Source organism: Hyphomonas sp. (genome assembly GCF_046313975.1).
Taxonomy (GTDB): domain Bacteria; phylum Pseudomonadota; class Alphaproteobacteria; order Caulobacterales; family Hyphomonadaceae; genus Hyphomonas.
In genome coordinates this window covers 53982-70513 of sequence record NZ_JBKBXB010000003.1, presented here as the reverse complement: position 1 = coordinate 70513, position 16532 = coordinate 53982, and the positions used below count along the sequence as shown (strand labels likewise).

The window sequence follows — 16532 nt, the reverse complement described above, 5'->3', positions numbered from 1 at the left end:
GGCGTGAGGGCGCTGGCCGGCCTCCTGACGCTCCTGCTGGCGGCAGCCTGTTCGGTGGCCACCGCCAAAGGTCCGCCGCTGGCCGCATCCGAGGCCGGACCCGCCCCTGAGGAACTGCAGGCGCCCGAACCGGAACCGGAACCGGACCCTCCCCGCGAGCCGGCCCGCTGCGGCGGCATCCTGAAGCAGGGCGGGATCCTCATCTGCCGCGGCGCCCCCGGCGATGTGTTCCGCATCGGCGGAACCGATTTCACAGCCGGGCCGGATGGCCATGTGCAGCATGGGCTGTCGCGACTTGCCCCCGGCCGCCTTGCGATCCTCGGCCCGGACCTCGACCTCGTGCTGGAGATCGCCCCGCGCCAGGACGAACGCCGGACAGTCACCGGGGTCGACTGCGACAAGGTGGATGCCCGCACACCGGAACAGAAAGCCCATGCCGCGCGCAGCTGGGAACTGAAGCAGGCGGCCTTCGCCACCTTCGAGGCCGGCCCCGGCGCCGCCGCCGGCTTCGCCCCGCCCTCGGCCGCGCCGCGCTCCTCGCCCTTCGGCCCGGTGCGGCGCTATACCGGCGTTTCGAAAACCACCGGCGCGGCCTGCAGCTCGGAATCGGTGCATCTCGGACTCGACTTTGCCGCCCCGGTTGGCTCGCCGGTCCTGGCCCCTGCCCCCGGCATCGTCACCCTGGCCGATCCGGACCTCTATTATGAAGGCGGCACGATCTTCCTCGACCATGGCCACGGCCTGGTCTCGGTGTTCATGCACCTTTCGGAAGTGGGCGTCATGGCCGGCCAGCCGGTCAGCATGGGCGAGCTGATCGGCCGTTCGGGCAATACCGGGCGTTCCTCCGGGCCGCACCTGCACTGGGGTGTGAAATGGCGCAATCCCGTCAGCAGTGACCGCGACAGCGATGTCTATATCGACCCGGCCCTGCTGCTTGACCTTCCGCCTGCGGACTGATCCGGCATGGCCCATGAAATTGCACCGCTGGTGCGGCGCTGGATCGAAGGCCATATCGCGGCGGCGAGGCCTGGCCATGTTCCGCTCCTCTTCATTTCCGGAGCCCAGGGCAGCGGCAAATCCACCGCGCTGGCCGAAGCGCTGCGCGCGCTGGCCGCCCCTGCCGCCGGCCTCAGCCTGGATGATGTCTACCTGACGCGGGCCGAACGCAGCGCCCGCGCAGCCAGAAGCGGCCCGCTGTTCGCCGTGCGCGGGCCGCCGGGCACGCACGACCTGGCCCTGCTGGAGGCCACGATCACCGCCTTGCGGGCGGCCGGCCCGGAGACGATGACGCCCCTGCACCAGTTCGACAAGGCGAGCGATGACCGCAGCCCGCGCGGCGCGTGGCGCACTGTCCGGGGGCGGCCGGCAGCGATTGCCATTGAAGGCTGGATGATGGGCGTGTTGCCGGACCCGGACGCGCCCGACACGCCGCCGATCAACCCTGTTGAGGCGTCGGATGATACAGACCGAACCTGGCGGCGCGCGCAGGAGGCGGAACTGGCGGGTCCCTATGCCGCGCTCTGGGACAGGGCAGACGGGTTTCTGCACATCCTCGCGCCGGATTTCGGCTGCGTGTCCGCCTGGCGCCTCGAACAGGAGGAGAGCCTGATGGCCTCACGCGGCAAAGCGTTGACGGATGAGCGCCGGGCCTGGGTGCTGAACTTCGTGCAATACTACGAACGCCTCACCCGCCGCATGCTCGCCGGCGGACGGCGCCAGGGGGCGGAGATTCACATCGACGCCGGGCGCCGTGTCATCCGCACCGCGGGGCTCTGACTGTCACTCGCCGGATTATTCCTGCATCAGCACCTGGCCGTCAGACACATAGTCGATCAGCGAACGCATGCCTTGCTGGTTCTGCTCAGCCCAGCGCGTGTTCGCTTCCGGCGAAATCAGCCGTACACCGATGATCTGGCCGCTGATGATGGCCTGCAGCGTGGACATCATGTCCGTATGCGACACGACCAGATCCGGCGCACCACCCGCGCCTGCTGCAAGGTTGCGCTTGGCTGTATCCAGGAAGCGCTTCGCATCCGAATGGCGCACAAACAATGGCATGCGGGCGCCGGTTTCAAAGTTGTGCATCACGGGCTCGCCTTCCGCATCGGTCACATAGAACAGCGCCGGTTGGTCGATGCGCGCCTGCGCCATTGCGGCGTCATGGCTTTGCCCCATCCAGACAGCGGCGCCCTGCGTCTCGAAGATCACGTCGATCGCATTCGCTGCCACCACCGGCCAGTCCTGCGGTATCCCGCCGCCGAGCCAATCCTGATACGCCGCCTCGGCATCAATATAGACCAGCGGCCGCACGATCTCGACACCGCCCGGCTCGGACTTCACCTGCAGGATTTTCTCACTCTCCGGATCAATCGCCAGGATCACCAGAAACCCGTCCAGCGCGCGGCGCAGCTCCGCCAGTCCCGCGCTCTCGGCCTGTGCCGGCGGGGCGTCTTCCGCCCGCGCCGGGGTAATGCTGCCAGTCAGAGCAAGGGCCGCGATCCCGGCCATCAGTACAAGGAATTTCATTTTACGCCCTATTCAAACACAAAAGTTGCCAGAGCATCGAACGCCTCGTCCATCTCGCCCTTGTAATCGCGGATCAATACCGCCCCCGCTTCCCGTTGCATCGACCAGCGCACCACGCTCGGCGACGATGCAATACGCACCGCCTGCAACCTGCCATCCAGAATCGCCCCGATCACCTTGGAGAAATCGGCCACAACCACATTGAGGGCCGCAGACTGTCCCTGCGTTGCCAGAAAGTCGGTCATTTCCGTCTTCACCCGGTCGGCCTCTTCAGCATCGAGATAGAACACGACCTTGAACTCGCCATCGAATTCCTGCGTCACCATGCTGCCATCACCCTGCGTGATGTAGAACGCAGGCGGCTCGCCGCGCGAGGTGTTGGAGATCGCCGCATTCGCCGCTTTTGTGCGCCAGATCACATCGCCGCGGGTCGCAGCCCAGAGATCAGCGCCGTTGACGAGGCGTCCCTCCGTCCGCTCGGCCAAGCCCGCTTCAACCGTTTCCGTCTTCGCGTCCTCGGCATCAATGTACGCAATCACCACATGGCGCTGGTTCGTGCCGTCCGCATCGCGCCGCGTTTCCGTAGCCAGGTTTCCGGTGTTCACATCAGCCGGTACGACGACATAGAAATACTTCATCGCCTCCACCAGCGCGGGCGGCGCGGCCGGCGTCTCTGCCGCTGCAACTGGCATTGCCGCCAGCAAGGCTGCAGCGGCCATCATGGTTCGAATCATCAGGCGTCCCCTTCACGTCCTCAACGATTGCCAACCTAGCAATCGCCCCGCGCCCGTCCAGCAGGCGTCAGCAGCTCTGTCAGCCTGGCTCAGGCTCAAGCGCAGGCGGCGGCGCGAGCTGGCTGTCGATAGCGGACTCGACCGGCTCCGGCCAATCGGCAGCCGTGCCCACACAGTCGCGCCGGAAGTCCACACCGGTCGTTTCCACGCTGTCCGCCCGTTCCGGATCGCTCGTCAGCGTGACTTCCCAGTCCATCTGGCAGGCCCGGGTGGCGAAGCTGCGGGTGCAGACCGCCATCGGCTCGGGATAGTCTTGATGCGCTTCGCCATACTGGCACTCATACCCGGCCTCACCCAGCTGCGCGAGAGTCGCCGCCCGGCCAGACCTGCGGGCGATGCGGCTGACATCATTGGCAAGCGCGACGTACAGCTTCTCGCCGCGCTGGTGCTGCCAGTCGTTCAAGTCGTGCATCTCCGCGATCGTCTTCGGCCTGGGGAAATCATGGGCACATGCGGCGAGCCCTGCCACCAGCAAAACCGTCAGAACACGTCTCATCTGCAATCCCTCCCTGAGGCGCGCAGCTTCCGCCCGGATTGCGGCACAATCAAGGAGCCTCAGGGCATCAGCAGCGTTGCGCCGCGCGTCGTCCCGCTCTCCAGCGCCCGGTGCGCTTCGGGCGCATCCTTCAGGGGGAAGCGCTGGCCGATATCCGCCTCCAGCACGCCCTCCGCCAGCAAGCCGAACAGCCGCCGCGAGGCCCGCGCCAGCGCTTCCGGCGTATCGGTGAAATTGAACAGCGTCGGCCGTGTCATCACCAGCGAGCCGCCCGCCGCCAGACGCCCCGGCGGGATCGGATCAGCCGGCCCGGATGCATTGCCGTAGGAAATGAACCAGCCACGCGGCTTCAGGCTCGACAGCGACGCCTCCGCCGAAATCTTCCCCACACTGTCATAGGCCACATCCACACCCTTGCCACCCGTCAGCTCACGGACCTTTTCCGCCACATCGTCGTAACCGATCACGACATCGCTCGCGCCCAGCGCCTTCGCCCGCTCTGCCTTCGCCGCGCTCGATGTCACCGCGATCACCCGCGCGCCGATATGCTTCGCCCAGGGCGTGAGCAGCGAGCCGACCCCGCCCACCGGCGCCCAGACCAGGGCCGTCTCCCCCTTCTGCAGCGGGCGGATTTCCTCCAGCAGCATCCAGGCCGTCATGCCTTTCAGCATCACGGCAGCGGCCTCCTCGTCACTGATCGCTGCCGGCAGCGCCACCATGCCCGCCGCCCGCCCGGTATAATGCGTCGCGTAAGTGCCGCGCCCGACATAGGCCACCCGGTCGCCGGGCCCCAGATGCGTCACGCCCTCACCGACCTCCTCAACGATCCCCGCCCCTTCCGAGCCCGGAACAAACGGCAGGGGCAGCTTGTACAGCCCCGTGCGGTGATAGGTGTCGATGAAATTGACCCCCACCGCCGTCTGGCGCACCAGCGCTTCGCCCGGCCCCGGCGCCCGCGGCGGCGCGGCTTCGGCCACCATCACCTCCGGCCCGCCCGTCTGGTGCACCCGGATCGCATAGGCATTGGGAAGGGTCATGGGGCTCGGCTCCTCTGTCGCCGGTTGTTTGAAGCGCGCCGCCGGCGCGCCGTCAAACGCGCGGGGCAAAATGCGACTCGACAGCACTCAGAAGTTCTGTTTTTGTTCCAGACCCAAGGAGGACCCAAAATGATCGGATATGTGACCCTCGGCACGACGGACCTTGCCCGTGCCGCAACATTCTATGATGCCCTCGCCGCCGAACTCGGCACGCCGCGCATGTTCACCACGGACACCTTCATCGCCTGGGGCACACCGGACGGTCCTGCCGGAATCGGCATCACCTATCCCTTTGATGGCAAGCCGATGAGCGCCGGAAACGGCGTGATGGTGGCGCTGCAGGCGAAGGACAAGGCGCAGGTCGACCGGCTCCATGCGCTGGCCCTGAGCCTCGGCGGCACCTGTGAAGGCCCGCCCGGCCCGCGCGGAGAGACGTTCTATGCCGGCTATTTCCGCGACCCGGACGGCAACAAGCTGAACGCCTTCGTAATGGGCTGAGCCCGGCCCCTGACCTTGCGGCGCCGGCCCGAGGGCCTGCCCTTGATGTGGAAGGCGCGCAGCACCGGCGCCCGGACAGGCGGATGCCTTCCGGGGACAGAGCGTCGTAAGGGCCGGTGGTCTCAGCCGGAGTCGTGATAGTCCGTGCGGGTGCGGGCGACGGCAGTGTTGAGATCGTCAAGGACCTGACGCCCCTTGTCCGTGATCGGGCGGGCCGTGTAGCCCGGGATGCGCCAGAGCGAGAGCACAGGCTTTTCCGGTATGAGGCGCTGCGCAAGCCGCTGCAGGCGGCGGGCCGCCCTGGCTGGCTGGGCGAAAGCCGCCTTCAGCGCGGCAAGCCGGCGCAGCAGGCGGGCTTCGTAAGCCGACGTATCGGGCGGCAGGCGCACGGGCGGCTGAATGACGGGATCGTCGAAATTGCGGATGCGCGGCTCCTTGCCGGGCGGGATACGGGCGCGCCGCGGACCGCGGCCACCGGGCAGCGGCTCGGTGAGGCAGAAGAGCGGGGTGCGGTCTGATTGCCGTTCCCCCTCCGCCCCTTCGGGGCACCTCCCCCGTGAACGGGGGAGGATTGCAGTGCGCTTTGGGGCTTCCGGCTCGAGCTTTGCGGCGATGAGATGGATGATGCGGCGGAGCGCCGCTTCCGCGGGCAGCAGGAAGTGGCGGCAGATCTGCAGGAGGACAGGCCGTGAACGGACGATACCCGGCGCGAGCAACTCCTCGAGCTGGACGATCAGCCAGCCGATGAGGCTTTCGGCTTCAGCGAGCATCGTGGTCTGCGGCGGGGGCGCGGTCTGGTCCATGGCCGGAGTATAGGCATGGTTCAGAAGGTGTTGCGCAAGTTTGCGTGATTATCTTGCATGGCCCTGATTCTGCACAGGATCTTATTCTCAGGCTGTTGCATAACTCCTCCGCAGACGGATGGTTGCGGCCTTCACCTCCCGCGCGGGAGGCGGGTTGAATGTTGCGTCTGGGGCTGCGGACGCCTGCCTTGAGACAGGTGTCAAGACTGAACAAACCTGAACCGCCCGTTCAAACCGCGTTCAGAGCGAGCGCGTCATTCCTGTGCGTGTCAGAGCGCTGTTTCCTCCCAGGCGCAAGACGCAACACAGGAGTATGAACATGAACCGTTTACTTTCCACCGCTGCCGCTGCCCTGCTCGTTTTCAGCCTGGGCGTGGCCCATGCAGACCCCCGCAACCGGGTGCGTATCGACCAGTCGGGCTATAATAACGGCGCCGCAGCCGCCCAGCAGGGATCACGCAACGGCACGGTCGTCGTGCAGAGCGGCAATGGCCAGTATGCGCGCGGCGTGCAGTCCGGCTACAACAACTTCCTGCGCATGGACCAGTATGGCACGCGCAACAGCGTGGGCACGGCACAGATCGGCGAGAACAACTTCGCCGTGACCGGGCAGGATGGGCGCAACCTGCGCGCCGATACGCTGCAGACCGGCTATGGCAACGTGTCGGGCATCGCGCAGATCGGCACGAACAACAGGGCGGTGGCCGACCAGGACGGCTGGAACAACACCTCGGGCATCATCCAGGTGGGCAATGGCCAGGATGTGACCGTGCGCCAGCGCGGCGATGGCAACATCTCGGTCGTGGTGCAGAGCGGATACAACTGACGCGCCGCGAGCGGGGGAGGCCGCCGCCTCCCCCGCTTCGCGCCCGGCTCACGGAGCAGCCCCATGTACAAACTCGTCACGCTTTCCGCCCTCGCCCTGGTGAGTGCCTGCACCGCACAGACCCAGCCGGTGGTCTACACGGCGGCGCCGCCCGTGGCCGCGCCCGCCTACAGCCCCCGCGCCGCCTGCGACATCCGCACCACGCGCACGCCGCAGGGCCTGCGCCTGGAAGCGGTGGCACAGGCCGGCCGCGCCGTATACGGATCATATGATTTCATGATTTCGGCGCAGTCTTCCAGCGGATCCTCCGATGTGAACCAGGGCGGCCCGCTGGAACTGGCGGCCGGCCGGAGCGCCACACTGGGCGCGGCCGAAATCCCGCGCGGGCGATACCGCGCCGTGCTGACCCTGCGCGATGCCGGCGGCGAAGTCTGCCGCGTGGTGCGCAAATCCTAGGACACCGAAAGCCATGACCGACCGCAAGATTCTGGCCGCAGGGATACTGCTGGCCGGCCTGAACCTGATTGCCGCCGCCTCAGCCCAGGGTGTGCCGGGCAGCGCCTCCATCCTCCAGGGCGGGCGCGGCAATGCCGCCGGGATCGCGCAGACCGGAAGCGGGAATGACGCCGCGCTGCGCCAGTTCGGCCAGAACAATACCGGCACGATCCTCCAGACCGGCACCGGGAACACTGCCTGCCTGGCACAGGCCGGACGCAACCTGAGCGGCACGATCCAGCAGACCGGCGACTATCAGAGCACGGGCGTGCTGCAGACCCGGATGGGTGTGATGGACGTCTCGCCCGAGGCCTGCAGCGCGATCGAGTCCCGGCGCGACATCATGGTGCATTTTGCCGGTCGGGCGGGGAACCCGATGGGGCGCGGACGCCGCTGAGGCGATGGCTCAGGCGAGGCCCTTCAGGAGGTCGAGGCTGCCATTGTCGCGCACCTGCGCGCAGTGGCGGCGCAGCATGGTGAGGAACATTTCGTCGCCACGTTCCGTCTGCTTGACAATCATCGCGGCAGCAAAGGCGACCGAGATGCCGTAGAAGGCAAACCAGCGATAGTGCGTGTAAAGATCATCGAAGCTGTAGCCCGTGATGCCTTCGTCTTTGAGCGCTTCGTGATAGTGGCGCAGGAGGGCGTGCTCGTGCTTCGGGCGATCCTCGCGCGTGAGGCCGGCGCCGATGAAATAGGCGATATCATTGGCGGGCGCGCCCTTCCCTGCCGTCTGCCAGTCGACGACGGCGAGCGGCTTCCTGGCACCGGGCTTGCCGAACAGCATGTTGTCGAGGCGGTAGTCAGAATGCGTGAGCGCGAACGGGCCCTGATACTGGTCGCCCCATTTAGTGAGGCTGGCGGCGTAGGCGTCGCCGACTTCGATCTGGTCGGCATTGATATGCGCGGCGTAACGTTCCTTGAAGCCGCCCCAGAGGGCTGCGACCATTTCCGGGCCGAGGCCGGGCGGCGGCGCCTTGGCGGAGCCCTGAAGCCAGTCGTGCTCATCCAGAACGGGATCCTGCCAGTGCGCGGCATGCAGCACGGCGGCGGCTTCCATGGCGAGCTTTGCCTCTTCGACACCGCAGCCCTTCAGCTGGTCGCCCTGCTCTGCCGGAGCCATGTCTTCCATGATCAGGGCGAAGCGGTTGGTTTCGGGGTCATAGTCCGTGTACAGCGCATCGGGCGTGATGCGGCCCGCGACTTTCGGGAAAGTGCGGTAGAACATCACTTCGCGCTTGTAATGATTCAGCAGCTTCGCGGTGGCGACGCTGGTTTCGTTGGCGGACGGAAACTTGCCGACGAGGGTTTTCGGCGCATTGGCCCCGGCGCGGGCATAGTCGAACACGAAGCGGACATTCTCGCCGATCTGGCCGGTGCCGATGGATTTGGAGGTGAGCCCCTTCACTTCAGCATCGATGCCGATCTCGGCAAAGAGCTCATTGAACCATTCCGGGCCGAGTTCGAGGGGGTTTGTATCCAGTCCGGGCCGGCTCATTCAGGTGTTTCCTCAGTTGGCGGAGTATCCGGGGTCTTGCGCCCCGTGAAGCGGCGGAACTGGCCGAGGCGGTCCTCGGCGCGGCGCAGGCCCTTGTCGAGCGCGGCCATGGTCAGGGCAAAGTCGCCATTCGTATCCTTGCGCCAGGCACGCTCGGTTTCCGCGATGACGAAGGCGATGGCGATACGTTTCAGGCTGGCGGGCGCGCCGGTGTCATCGTCAAGCCCGGCGGAGGCGAGCGCCCAGGCGGCGGTGGCGTGGCGGTGCTGCGGCAGGCGCACGAGGTGGGTGAGCGAGGTCTCGCGGAATTTCAGGATTTCGGTGAGGCCCGCGCGGCAGGGCTCCATCGCCTCGAAGCGCCGCATGATGACTTCAAACAGGCGCTCGCGGGGCGAGGTATCGTCCGGCACGCCTTCAGCGGACATGGCCTTGTCGAACCAGCCATCGAGGGCTTCGACGAGATCCTCGCGCGAGGCGACGCCGTGGAAATCGGACAGCGAGAGCTTCGCCTTCGCGGCAATGTCCGCCAGCGGAATATCCGTCCAGGCGCGCGTGGCGGCAAGCTCAAGGGCAGCCTTCAGCCCCTTCTCGATGATCTTGTCCGCAGCCGCCAAGGCGGAGCCTCCCGGGGTTCAGTCTGCCTCTCTGGAGAGCTGCCGGTCGCGCGCGGCGGCGGCTCTCAGGGCTTCTCTCATCAGTCGGGGCATCCCACCCGTGTCCATGAGGATGTCAAGGGCTGCCTGGGTGGTGCCGCCGGGGGAAGTGACTGCCCGGCGCAAGGCTTCGGGGTCTTCGCCGCTGGCGGCCAGGAGAGCAGCGGCGCCTTCGACAGTGCGCCGGGCCAGCTGCCGGGCGAGCGCGCGCGGCAGGCCTTCGGCCTCGCCCGCTTCGGCCATCACTTCGGCGAGGAGGAAGAGATAGGCCGGGCCACTGCCGGAGAGCGCGGTGACGGCCGACATCAGCGACTCGTCCACAGGGCCGTGCACTTCGCCCAGCGGAGTGAGGAGGGCTTCGGCGGCTTTCAGGTCAGAGGCGGCAAGGCCGGGCGCGGCAGCAAAGACCGTGATGCCCTTGCCAATTGAGCCCGGCGTGTTCGGCATCGCGCGCACGATGCGATTCGTTTCCAGGCGCCGGGAAATCTGCGCGATCCGCACACCGGCCATGATCGAGACCACCAGCGTTCTGGACCCGGCAAAGGCTTTCGCAGAGTCAGCGATGGCGGCGAACTGTTGCGGCTTGACGGCGAGCACCAGAGTGGTGGCCGCCTGCGCGGGCGGATTAAGCAGGACGCGGCCTTCAGCGGCCCAGCCCTGCACTTCCCCGGAGGGGCGCGGCTCGGCGATCAGGATCTGGCGCTTGGCTTTGGCCCTGAGCCAGCCGCGCGCGAGAGCGCTGCCCATGCGGCCGGCACCGATGAGGGCAAGGGTCGGCGCGGCAGCCGGCATGGTGGCCTTACGCTTCGCCCTGGGTTTCGAACATCACCGCATCCATCGCCTCGCGCGGCGACTTGCCGGCCCAGACAAGGAAATTGAAAGCCGGCATGAAGCGGTCGGCCGCGCTGACAGCGGCGGCAAGCACGGCGCGCACCTCGCCCTGGGTGACTTCCTCGCGGCCCTCCATCGGGAAGGTGTAGCGGTAGATGATGACGCCGTCCTCGGCCCAGAAATCGAAATGCCCGATCCACAGGCGCTCGTTCGCGAGCATGACGAGTTCGGCAATCGCGGCGCGCCTGGCGGCCATCGCCTTGACGTCGAGCGTGAGCGAGAAATGGATCGCGGACGGCTCCGGGCGGTAGGCGAACAGGGCCCCCATGTCGCCCCAGCGGGTTTCGGCGACCACCTGAAGGGTGCCTTCATCGTCGCGGTCGCAGGGCCAACCGAGAGCTTCGAGCACGGCTTCGACACTGTCGAGCGGGTCGGCCTCAAACTCCATGCTGCGGTCGATAGTCAGGCTCATACGGGCGCCTCCGCATCGGTTTGCACAAGGTGGGACAGGATTCGCTTAACAAATCCATTACCGATGAAAGGGCGCGCGGCAGACTTGTCCACCGGGTTCTGCAGCGAGGGATCAGGAAACAGTGGATTTCCCCTGGGCCGCCTCGAGGGCGGCGAGACGGCCCTCCAGCTGTTCCACGCGGTCGAGGGCGGCGGTGGCAATGGCCTTCAGCGCCTCGACTTCGTCACGGCCAGCGAGGTCCATGTCGGCAATCAGCGCGCGCACGCGCGCCTGTGCGGCCGTCTTCGCCTCTTCACCGGCCGCACGGGCCGCGCCGAGCGCGCCGGTCATCAGGGCGGCAATGTCATCAAGCAGTGGATTTGTCCCTGCCATGCGGCTACTCCTTCGCGCCGGGTGTGCTGGTGGCCTATCAGATAAGGCGCCGGCCAGACAGGGAAAAGACGCCGCATGACCGACCTTCTCGCCACGCTCGGCGTTTACCTTCATCAGATCACTGCCTGGGCATTTCCCGAGTGGAGCCCGGCGCTCGTCTCCATCGACTTCGGCTTCATCGGCCTCGGCGAGTTCCACCTGCGCTGGTATGCGCTCGGCTATATCGGCGGCATTGCCGGGGCGTGGTGGTATGGAACCGAAATGCTGAAGCGCCCGGCGCTGTGGGGCGGCGAGCCGCCCCTGACGCGCGACGGGCTGGACGACCTGATGTTCTGGATCATCCTCGGCATCATCCTGGGCGGACGGCTGGGCTATGTGCTGTTCTACATGGTGCCCTACCAGATGGAGGTGCTGTCAGCCGACCCGCTGTCGATGATCCGCATCTGGGATGGCGGCATGGCCTTCCATGGCGGTATCCTGGGGGTGGCCATCGTGCTGTGGTGGTTTGCGGCAAAGCGGGGGGTGAAGCTGCTGTCTGTCGGCGACATTGCCGGCGTGACCGCCCCGATCGGCATCGGCCTGGTGCGGATCGCCAATTTCACCAACGCCGAACTCTACGGCCGCCCCACGGACAGCCCTGTCGGGATGGTGTTCCCGGAGGGCTATGTGCCAGGCTCGACCCCGCCGGCCTACAACTGGGAGGCGAGAGAATGGGTATACCGGGGCGATGAGGTGGCCCGTCATCCGAGCCAGCTCTACGAATCGCTGCTCGAGGGCTGGATTCCCCTGATCCTGCTGTCGATCCTGGTCTGGAAGTTCGGCGCGCTGAAGCGGCCGGGCCTCGTCGCGGGCCTGTTCCTGATCCTGTACGGGGTGGGCCGGTCGGTCGCCGAGAACTTCCGCGAGCCCGATTCCTTCGTGCGCGGACTCCCCGAGGGGTTGACCATGGGCATGATCCTTTCGGCCCCGATGTGGATCGGCGGCGCCTGGCTGATCTGGAACGCATTGAAAGCCAAAGAAAAACAGGTATAGATACACAATTAGGTAAAGTTCCTTACCGGCCATGCGCGCAGTATCCTGGGGAGGGACGCGCAAATGCGATCAGAGAGCCTCTACCGGCTGACCGCCGCGTGTCTTGTCACGCATGAGCTGGATTCGATCCTTCTACAGGGCCGCCGCACATTCAGCCTGATCGGCGGGTTTGACCAGCAGATCTTCCTGTGGGCGCATGTGCCGGTGGTGCTGGCGATGCTGTTCTATGCCGAGTTCTCACGCCGGATATCGGTGCGCTACGGCATGTGCGTGTTTGCCGTCATCCATGTCGGCCTGCATTGGGTTTACCGCAACCAACCTGTGTATGACTTCACGTCTGTCTCGTCCTGGGTGCTGATCCTACTGGCCGGGATATTCGGTGCGGCCTATCTGGTACCGGCGAAGGCGCGTTGAGACGCCATAGCTGGGGCTGACTATTGGAATGACTCTCGAAGAACGGCTTGTGCGCCTGATCCGGACAGGCGGCCCGATCCCTCTTTCCACCTACATGCAACTCGTCCTGCACGACCCGCAGGACGGCTATTACACGACCCGGCCCGGCGTCGGGCGGGACTTCATCACGGCCCCGGAGACGAGCCAGGTGTTCGGCGAGCTGATCGGCCTGTGGCTGGTGCATGAATGGCGCGCGCTGGGCAGCCCGCCGGCTTTCCGGCTGGTGGAAATCGGGCCCGGCCGCGGGCAGCTGATGCTGGACGCGCTGCGGATTGCCGCCACTACCGGCGGGGCCGGCTTCCTGGAGGCGATGCAGCTGACGTTCGTGGAGCCGAGCCCGGTGCTGCGCGAAGGGCTGGCAGAGCTGTTCGCGCAATACCGGCCCGGCTTTGCGCCCAGCCTTGCCGGCGTGCCCGGCGGGCCGATGCTGCTGGTGGCGAACGAATATCTCGACTGCCTGCCCGCCCGCCAGTTCCGCAAGGCGGATGGCCAGTGGCGGGAATGCGTGGTCGGGCTGAACGGGGACGGCCATCTGGCCTTTGGCCTTGCCGCAGATGAGCCGCGCCCGCCGCAGGGCGCCGCGCTGGCCGGGGAAGCGGTGGAAGTGCAGAGCGGCCTCGACCTGATCATCGCCGACCTCGCCTCGCGGCGTGAAGCCTTCCGTACACTGTTTATCGACTATGGCCCCGATGACCGCGCGCCGGGCGATACGCTGCGCGCCTACCGCGACGGGCGGCAGGTTTCGCCTTTGGAGACACCCGGCCTGTGCGACCTGACCGTGGATGTCGATTTCGGCCGCTTCGCGCGGCTGGCGGCGGCGGCCGGCCTGGATGTGGCAGGCCCCACGCCGCAGGGCATGTTCCTTCTGGGCCTGGGCGCGCAGGCCCGGCTGGGCCAGCTGATCAAGGCCAACCCGGACCAGGCCGAAGCGGTGTATACGGCAGCCAACCGGCTGATCGACCCCAGCGAGATGGGGGTGCGCTTCAAGGCCATCTGCCTGTCGCCGAAAGGACTGGCCAAACCGGCGGGGTTCTAGCCCCCTTGGTTCGCACGGCGGGCCGGCTTATCTGAAGGAGCCCAGATGCTGAGGAGCCCGCCTTGACGGAAATCTCGATCCTCGAACTCGGCCGCGTGCGGGAAGGCTTCACGCGCGCCGATGCGCTGAACGAGGCGCGGCGGCTGGCTCAGCATGCCGAAGCGCTGGGCTACAAGCGGTTCTGGGTGGCCGAGCATCATAACATGGCCGCGGTGACCACGGCGGCGACCTCGCTGGTCATCAGCCACATTGCGGCGGGCACGAAGACGATCCGCGTGGGTGCGGGCGGCATCATGCTGCCGAACCATGCTCCTTACATCATCGCCGAACAGTTCGGCACGCTGGAGGCGCTGTATCCGGGGCGGATCGACCTGGGCCTCGGGCGTGCTCCGGGTACGGATCAGTTGACGCTACGGGCGCTGCGGGTGCATCCGGAAGAGGCCGAGCGGTTTCCGCAGGATGTGGTGGAACTGCAGCTGTGGCTCGGGCCGGTGAAGGAGGGTCAGCGGATCGAGGCGGTGCCGGGGTCGAATTCGAATGTGCCGCTGTGGATCCTGGGCTCCAGCCTGTTCGGGGCGCAGCTGGCGGCCGAGCTTGGCCTGCCCTATGGCTTTGCCTCGCACTTCGCGCCGCAGGCGCTGGACGAGGCGCTGGAGATCTACCGGCACCGCTTCAAGCCGAACGCGAAGATGGCGAAACCCTATGCCCTGATCGGCGTGAACATCATCGCGGCGGAGACGGACGAGGAGGCGAAATATCTGGCGACTTCGCAGCAGATGTCGTTCGCCAACCTGGTGCGCGGCGAGCGCCGGCTGATGCAGCCGCCGATCGACGATATCGATACCTACTGGACACCGGCGGAGAAGGCGCGCGCGGCGGCAATGCTGGACGTCGCGATCATCGGCTCGCGCGAGACGGTGAAGCGCGGCATCGAGAAACTGCTGGCACGCACGCAGGCGGACGAACTCATGATCGTTTCCGACATGTACGACCAGGACAAGCGGCGCCGCTCGTTCGCGATCATTGCGGAGGTGATGGGGAAGGCCCCCGTCAGGACGGCCGTTTGATCTCGTTGCCCGGCCCGAGCAGCACGACGGTGGGAGCGTGCTGGCGGGCTTCAGCGGCGTCGATTCCGCAGAAGGCGGCGATGATCACCGTATCGCCCACGGCGAAATGCCGGGCGGCGGCGCCGTTGACGCCGACCGTCTTCGAGCCGCGGGGGGCTTCGAGGGCGTAGGTGTGGATGCGGGCGCCGTTGGTGACATTCCAGATGTCGACCTTTTCGTGCGGCAGGATGCCGGAGGCCTCGAGCAGGTCCTGATCGATCGAAACCGAGCCTTCATAGTGAAGGTCGCACTGGGTGACGGTGGCCGAGTGAAGCTTGGCCTTCAGCATGGTCAGCAACAAGGGAGGCACACTCCGGTGTCAGCGTGAGCCCTTATGCTCACGGCGAGTATATGGGGGCGCTGCGGTGGACAGCAAGCGTCTTTTGCACTGCAAGAAGAGGGCCGTAAAGGCGCGGTCTGTAAACTTTTGCGCCAGTTTTCCTCAAGCTAGACACGCCGGGCCGCTTGCCGCCGCGATACCTGCCGCCCTAAGCACGGGGGCGCAGCTGCAAGGAGCCCTGGCTTGACCGAGACGCCCGATTTTTCCGTGCTGATCGTCAACTTTAATGGCGGGGCCTATGTGCAGGGCGCGCTCGACTCCCTCAAGCGGCAGACGTATCGCAGCTTTGAGGTGATCCTGCTCGACAATGCCTCCTCCGACGGCTCGGTGGACGGGCTGGATGCGAGCGGCCTGCCCGCGTTCCGGCTGATGCGGGAAGCGGAGAACCATGGCTTTGCGCGCGGCAATAATCTGGCGGCGGCTGAGGCGAAGGGACGCTGGCTGGCCCTGCTGAACCCGGACGCGGCGGCCCGGCCGGACTGGTTGGCCGAGGTGCTGGCGGGCACGCTGCGCCACCCCGGCGTGACCAGCTTCGCCTGCACCCAGCTGTGGATGCATGATGAGACAAAGCTCGATGGGGCCGGGGACAATTACCTGATCTTCGGGATTCCCTGGCGTGGCGGATACCGCCGCCCGGCCGCCGAGTTGCCGCCGGAGGGCACGTGCTTTTCCCCCTGCGGGGCGAGCGCCGTTTATCACCGCGAGACATTTCTCGCCGCCGGCGGCTTCGACGAGAGGCTCTTCTGCTTCTGCGAGGATGTGGACCTTGGCTTCCGCCTGCGGCTGGAGGGCGGCGACTGCGTCTTCCTGCCATCCGCTGTGGTGGCCCATGCCGGCGGCGGGCTGTCGGACAAGGTATCCGGCTTTGCCGTGCGTCATGGCACACGCAACCGGCTGTGGGTGTATCTGAAATGCATGCCGGCGCCCCTTCTGGTCCTCACCCTGCCCGGCCATGTGGCCCTGACAGCGGCGATTCTGCTCCGTGGACTGATGACCGGCCGGTTCGCAGATGCGATGAAAGGGCTGGCAGAGGCGTTTGGTGGCCTTGGCCCGGTCTGGGAGGACCGCCGGCGTGTGCAGGCCCGCCGGACGGCAAGCCTGGGAAGCCTGGCACGCGCCATGGTGTGGAACCCGGTGAAGATGCTGGGGCGGCGGATCGCCGTCAGCGCCCTCCCGCCGCCGGCCCGCCGCCGCAACACATGATCGGGCGCCTTGCGCACCGATCAGAGGCTCTGTAATGCCAAGGCAACCCGTGGGCCGCGCG

General features: G+C 66.8%; 22 protein-coding genes. 11 read left to right on the top strand and 11 right to left on the bottom strand.

Annotation, left to right across the window (positions count from 1 at the left end; translation table 11 throughout):
- The first annotated feature begins 3 nt into the window (after window positions 1-3).
- Window positions 4-957, top strand: a complete 954-nt coding sequence (locus ACK4TE_RS01990) for a M23 family metallopeptidase (protein ID WP_409909797.1) — start codon at window positions 4-6, stop codon at window positions 955-957.
- 6 nt (window positions 958-963) lie between these two features.
- Window positions 964-1776 (top strand): kinase, encoded by an 813-nt coding sequence (locus ACK4TE_RS01985; RefSeq protein WP_409909796.1) that lies wholly within the window; start codon window positions 964-966, stop codon window positions 1774-1776.
- Between the two features lie 15 nt (window positions 1777-1791).
- Here the strand turns inward: ACK4TE_RS01985 and ACK4TE_RS01980 are convergent, their stop codons facing one another.
- From ACK4TE_RS01980 to ACK4TE_RS01965, 4 genes are all read right to left on the bottom strand, one after another.
- Window positions 1792-2526 (bottom strand): hypothetical protein, encoded by a 735-nt coding sequence (locus tag ACK4TE_RS01980; RefSeq protein ID WP_409909795.1) that lies wholly within the window; start codon window positions 2524-2526, stop codon window positions 1792-1794.
- Between the two features lie 8 nt (window positions 2527-2534).
- Window positions 2535-3260: a hypothetical protein gene (locus ACK4TE_RS01975; protein WP_409909794.1), complete on the bottom strand. Its 726-nt coding sequence runs from the start codon at window positions 3258-3260 to the stop codon at window positions 2535-2537.
- Window positions 3261-3339: 79 nt separating this feature from the next.
- Window positions 3340-3816, bottom strand: a complete 477-nt coding sequence (locus tag ACK4TE_RS01970; RefSeq protein ID WP_409909793.1) for a hypothetical protein — start codon at window positions 3814-3816, stop codon at window positions 3340-3342.
- A 59-nt stretch (window positions 3817-3875) separates the two neighbouring features.
- Window positions 3876-4853 carry a quinone oxidoreductase family protein gene (locus tag ACK4TE_RS01965; protein ID WP_409909792.1) on the bottom strand — a complete coding sequence of 326 codons (978 nt, stop codon included), beginning with the start codon at window positions 4851-4853 and terminating at the stop codon, window positions 3876-3878.
- Between the two features lie 129 nt (window positions 4854-4982).
- On the opposite strand from ACK4TE_RS01965, the gene ACK4TE_RS01960 reads away from it, so the two are divergent.
- Window positions 4983-5351 (top strand): VOC family protein, encoded by a 369-nt coding sequence (locus tag ACK4TE_RS01960; protein WP_409909791.1) that lies wholly within the window; start codon window positions 4983-4985, stop codon window positions 5349-5351.
- A 122-nt stretch (window positions 5352-5473) separates the two neighbouring features.
- On the opposite strand, the gene ACK4TE_RS01955 is transcribed toward ACK4TE_RS01960, so the two are convergent.
- A complete protein-coding gene (locus tag ACK4TE_RS01955; RefSeq protein WP_409909790.1) occupies window positions 5474-6154 on the bottom strand; it encodes a hypothetical protein in 681 nt (226 codons plus the stop codon).
- Window positions 6155-6473: 319 nt separating this feature from the next.
- Between ACK4TE_RS01955 and ACK4TE_RS01950 the strand changes: the two genes are divergently transcribed.
- The 3 genes from ACK4TE_RS01950 to ACK4TE_RS01940 all read left to right on the top strand — a co-directional run bounded on the left by ACK4TE_RS01950 (window position 6474) and on the right by ACK4TE_RS01940 (window position 7872).
- Window positions 6474-6980, top strand: coding sequence for a curlin-associated protein (locus ACK4TE_RS01950; protein ID WP_409909789.1), 507 nt, complete (start codon window positions 6474-6476; stop codon window positions 6978-6980).
- 63 nt (window positions 6981-7043) lie between these two features.
- Window positions 7044-7436, top strand: a complete 393-nt coding sequence (gene csgH, locus ACK4TE_RS01945) for a curli-like amyloid fiber formation chaperone CsgH (protein ID WP_409909788.1) — start codon at window positions 7044-7046, stop codon at window positions 7434-7436.
- 13 nt (window positions 7437-7449) lie between these two features.
- Window positions 7450-7872, top strand: coding sequence for a hypothetical protein (locus tag ACK4TE_RS01940; RefSeq protein ID WP_409909787.1), 423 nt, complete (start codon window positions 7450-7452; stop codon window positions 7870-7872).
- A 9-nt stretch (window positions 7873-7881) separates the two neighbouring features.
- Here ACK4TE_RS01940 and ACK4TE_RS01935 read toward each other — a convergent pair whose 3' ends face one another.
- The 5 genes from ACK4TE_RS01935 to ACK4TE_RS01915 all read right to left on the bottom strand — a co-directional run bounded on the left by ACK4TE_RS01935 (window position 7882) and on the right by ACK4TE_RS01915 (window position 11301).
- A complete protein-coding gene (locus tag ACK4TE_RS01935) occupies window positions 7882-8973 on the bottom strand; it encodes an oxidoreductase family protein (RefSeq protein ID WP_409909786.1) in 1092 nt (363 codons plus the stop codon).
- A complete protein-coding gene (locus tag ACK4TE_RS01930) occupies window positions 8970-9587 on the bottom strand; it encodes a hypothetical protein (protein WP_409909785.1) in 618 nt (205 codons plus the stop codon). Before ACK4TE_RS01930 ends, ACK4TE_RS01935 begins: the two co-directional genes overlap by 4 nt.
- Window positions 9588-9605: 18 nt before the next feature.
- Window positions 9606-10418, bottom strand: a complete 813-nt coding sequence (gene proC / locus ACK4TE_RS01925; RefSeq protein WP_409909784.1) for a pyrroline-5-carboxylate reductase — start codon at window positions 10416-10418, stop codon at window positions 9606-9608.
- Between the two features lie 7 nt (window positions 10419-10425).
- Entirely contained in the window at window positions 10426-10929 is a 504-nt protein-coding gene (locus ACK4TE_RS01920) for a YbjN domain-containing protein (RefSeq protein ID WP_409909783.1), read from the bottom strand.
- A 111-nt stretch (window positions 10930-11040) separates the two neighbouring features.
- Window positions 11041-11301, bottom strand: coding sequence for an accessory factor UbiK family protein (locus ACK4TE_RS01915; protein WP_409909782.1), 261 nt, complete (start codon window positions 11299-11301; stop codon window positions 11041-11043).
- Window positions 11302-11376: 75 nt separating this feature from the next.
- Here ACK4TE_RS01915 and lgt point away from each other — a divergent pair, with 75 nt between their 5' ends.
- The 4 genes from lgt (at window position 11377) to ACK4TE_RS01895 (ending at window position 14889) form a co-directional block, all read left to right on the top strand.
- On the top strand, window positions 11377-12333 hold the full coding sequence (gene lgt / locus ACK4TE_RS01910; RefSeq protein WP_409909781.1) for a prolipoprotein diacylglyceryl transferase: 957 nt from the start codon (window positions 11377-11379) through the stop codon (window positions 12331-12333).
- Window positions 12334-12396: 63 nt separating this feature from the next.
- Window positions 12397-12747, top strand: coding sequence for a DUF6713 family protein (locus ACK4TE_RS01905; RefSeq protein ID WP_409909780.1), 351 nt, complete (start codon window positions 12397-12399; stop codon window positions 12745-12747).
- 28 nt (window positions 12748-12775) lie between these two features.
- Window positions 12776-13822, top strand: a complete 1047-nt coding sequence (locus ACK4TE_RS01900; RefSeq protein ID WP_409909779.1) for a class I SAM-dependent methyltransferase — start codon at window positions 12776-12778, stop codon at window positions 13820-13822.
- 62 nt (window positions 13823-13884) lie between these two features.
- Complete coding sequence (locus ACK4TE_RS01895) at window positions 13885-14889, top strand: LLM class flavin-dependent oxidoreductase (protein WP_409909778.1); 1005 nt, start codon at window positions 13885-13887, stop codon at window positions 14887-14889.
- On the opposite strand, the gene panD is transcribed toward ACK4TE_RS01895, so the two are convergent.
- Window positions 14873-15229 (bottom strand): aspartate 1-decarboxylase, encoded by a 357-nt coding sequence (gene panD, locus ACK4TE_RS01890; protein WP_409909777.1) that lies wholly within the window; start codon window positions 15227-15229, stop codon window positions 14873-14875. The two genes, ACK4TE_RS01895 and panD, sit on opposite strands and share 17 nt — an antisense overlap.
- Window positions 15230-15451: 222 nt before the next feature.
- On the opposite strand from panD, the gene ACK4TE_RS01885 reads away from it, so the two are divergent.
- Window positions 15452-16471 carry a glycosyltransferase family 2 protein gene (locus tag ACK4TE_RS01885; protein ID WP_409909776.1) on the top strand — a complete coding sequence of 340 codons (1020 nt, stop codon included), beginning with the start codon at window positions 15452-15454 and terminating at the stop codon, window positions 16469-16471.
- Window positions 16472-16532 lie beyond the last annotated feature (61 nt).

What these genes read in the sequence shown, in the direction of transcription:
- ACK4TE_RS01985 (WP_409909796.1), top strand. Translation starts at nt 964, where the DNA reads ATGGCCCATGAAATTGCACCGCTGGTGCGGCGCTGGATCGAAGGCCAT.
- ACK4TE_RS01980 (WP_409909795.1), bottom strand. Translation starts at nt 2,526, where the DNA reads ATGAAATTCCTTGTACTGATGGCCGGGATCGCGGCCCTTGCTCTGACT.
- ACK4TE_RS01975 (WP_409909794.1), bottom strand. Translation starts at nt 3,260, where the DNA reads ATGATTCGAACCATGATGGCCGCTGCAGCCTTGCTGGCGGCAATGCCA.
- ACK4TE_RS01970 (WP_409909793.1), bottom strand. Translation starts at nt 3,816, where the DNA reads ATGAGACGTGTTCTGACGGTTTTGCTGGTGGCAGGGCTCGCCGCATGT.
- ACK4TE_RS01965 (WP_409909792.1), bottom strand. Translation starts at nt 4,853, where the DNA reads ATGACCCTTCCCAATGCCTATGCGATCCGGGTGCACCAGACGGGCGGG.
- ACK4TE_RS01960 (WP_409909791.1), top strand. Translation starts at nt 4,983, where the DNA reads ATGATCGGATATGTGACCCTCGGCACGACGGACCTTGCCCGTGCCGCA.
- ACK4TE_RS01955 (WP_409909790.1), bottom strand. Translation starts at nt 6,154, where the DNA reads ATGGACCAGACCGCGCCCCCGCCGCAGACCACGATGCTCGCTGAAGCC.
- ACK4TE_RS01950 (WP_409909789.1), top strand. Translation starts at nt 6,474, where the DNA reads ATGAACCGTTTACTTTCCACCGCTGCCGCTGCCCTGCTCGTTTTCAGC.
- csgH (WP_409909788.1), top strand. Translation starts at nt 7,044, where the DNA reads ATGTACAAACTCGTCACGCTTTCCGCCCTCGCCCTGGTGAGTGCCTGC.
- ACK4TE_RS01940 (WP_409909787.1), top strand. Translation starts at nt 7,450, where the DNA reads ATGACCGACCGCAAGATTCTGGCCGCAGGGATACTGCTGGCCGGCCTG.
- ACK4TE_RS01935 (WP_409909786.1), bottom strand. Translation starts at nt 8,973, where the DNA reads ATGAGCCGGCCCGGACTGGATACAAACCCCCTCGAACTCGGCCCGGAA.
- proC (WP_409909784.1), bottom strand. Translation starts at nt 10,418, where the DNA reads ATGCCGGCTGCCGCGCCGACCCTTGCCCTCATCGGTGCCGGCCGCATG.
- ACK4TE_RS01920 (WP_409909783.1), bottom strand. Translation starts at nt 10,929, where the DNA reads ATGAGCCTGACTATCGACCGCAGCATGGAGTTTGAGGCCGACCCGCTC.
- ACK4TE_RS01915 (WP_409909782.1), bottom strand. Translation starts at nt 11,301, where the DNA reads ATGGCAGGGACAAATCCACTGCTTGATGACATTGCCGCCCTGATGACC.
- lgt (WP_409909781.1), top strand. Translation starts at nt 11,377, where the DNA reads ATGACCGACCTTCTCGCCACGCTCGGCGTTTACCTTCATCAGATCACT.
- ACK4TE_RS01905 (WP_409909780.1), top strand. Translation starts at nt 12,397, where the DNA reads ATGCGATCAGAGAGCCTCTACCGGCTGACCGCCGCGTGTCTTGTCACG.
- ACK4TE_RS01900 (WP_409909779.1), top strand. Translation starts at nt 12,776, where the DNA reads ATGACTCTCGAAGAACGGCTTGTGCGCCTGATCCGGACAGGCGGCCCG.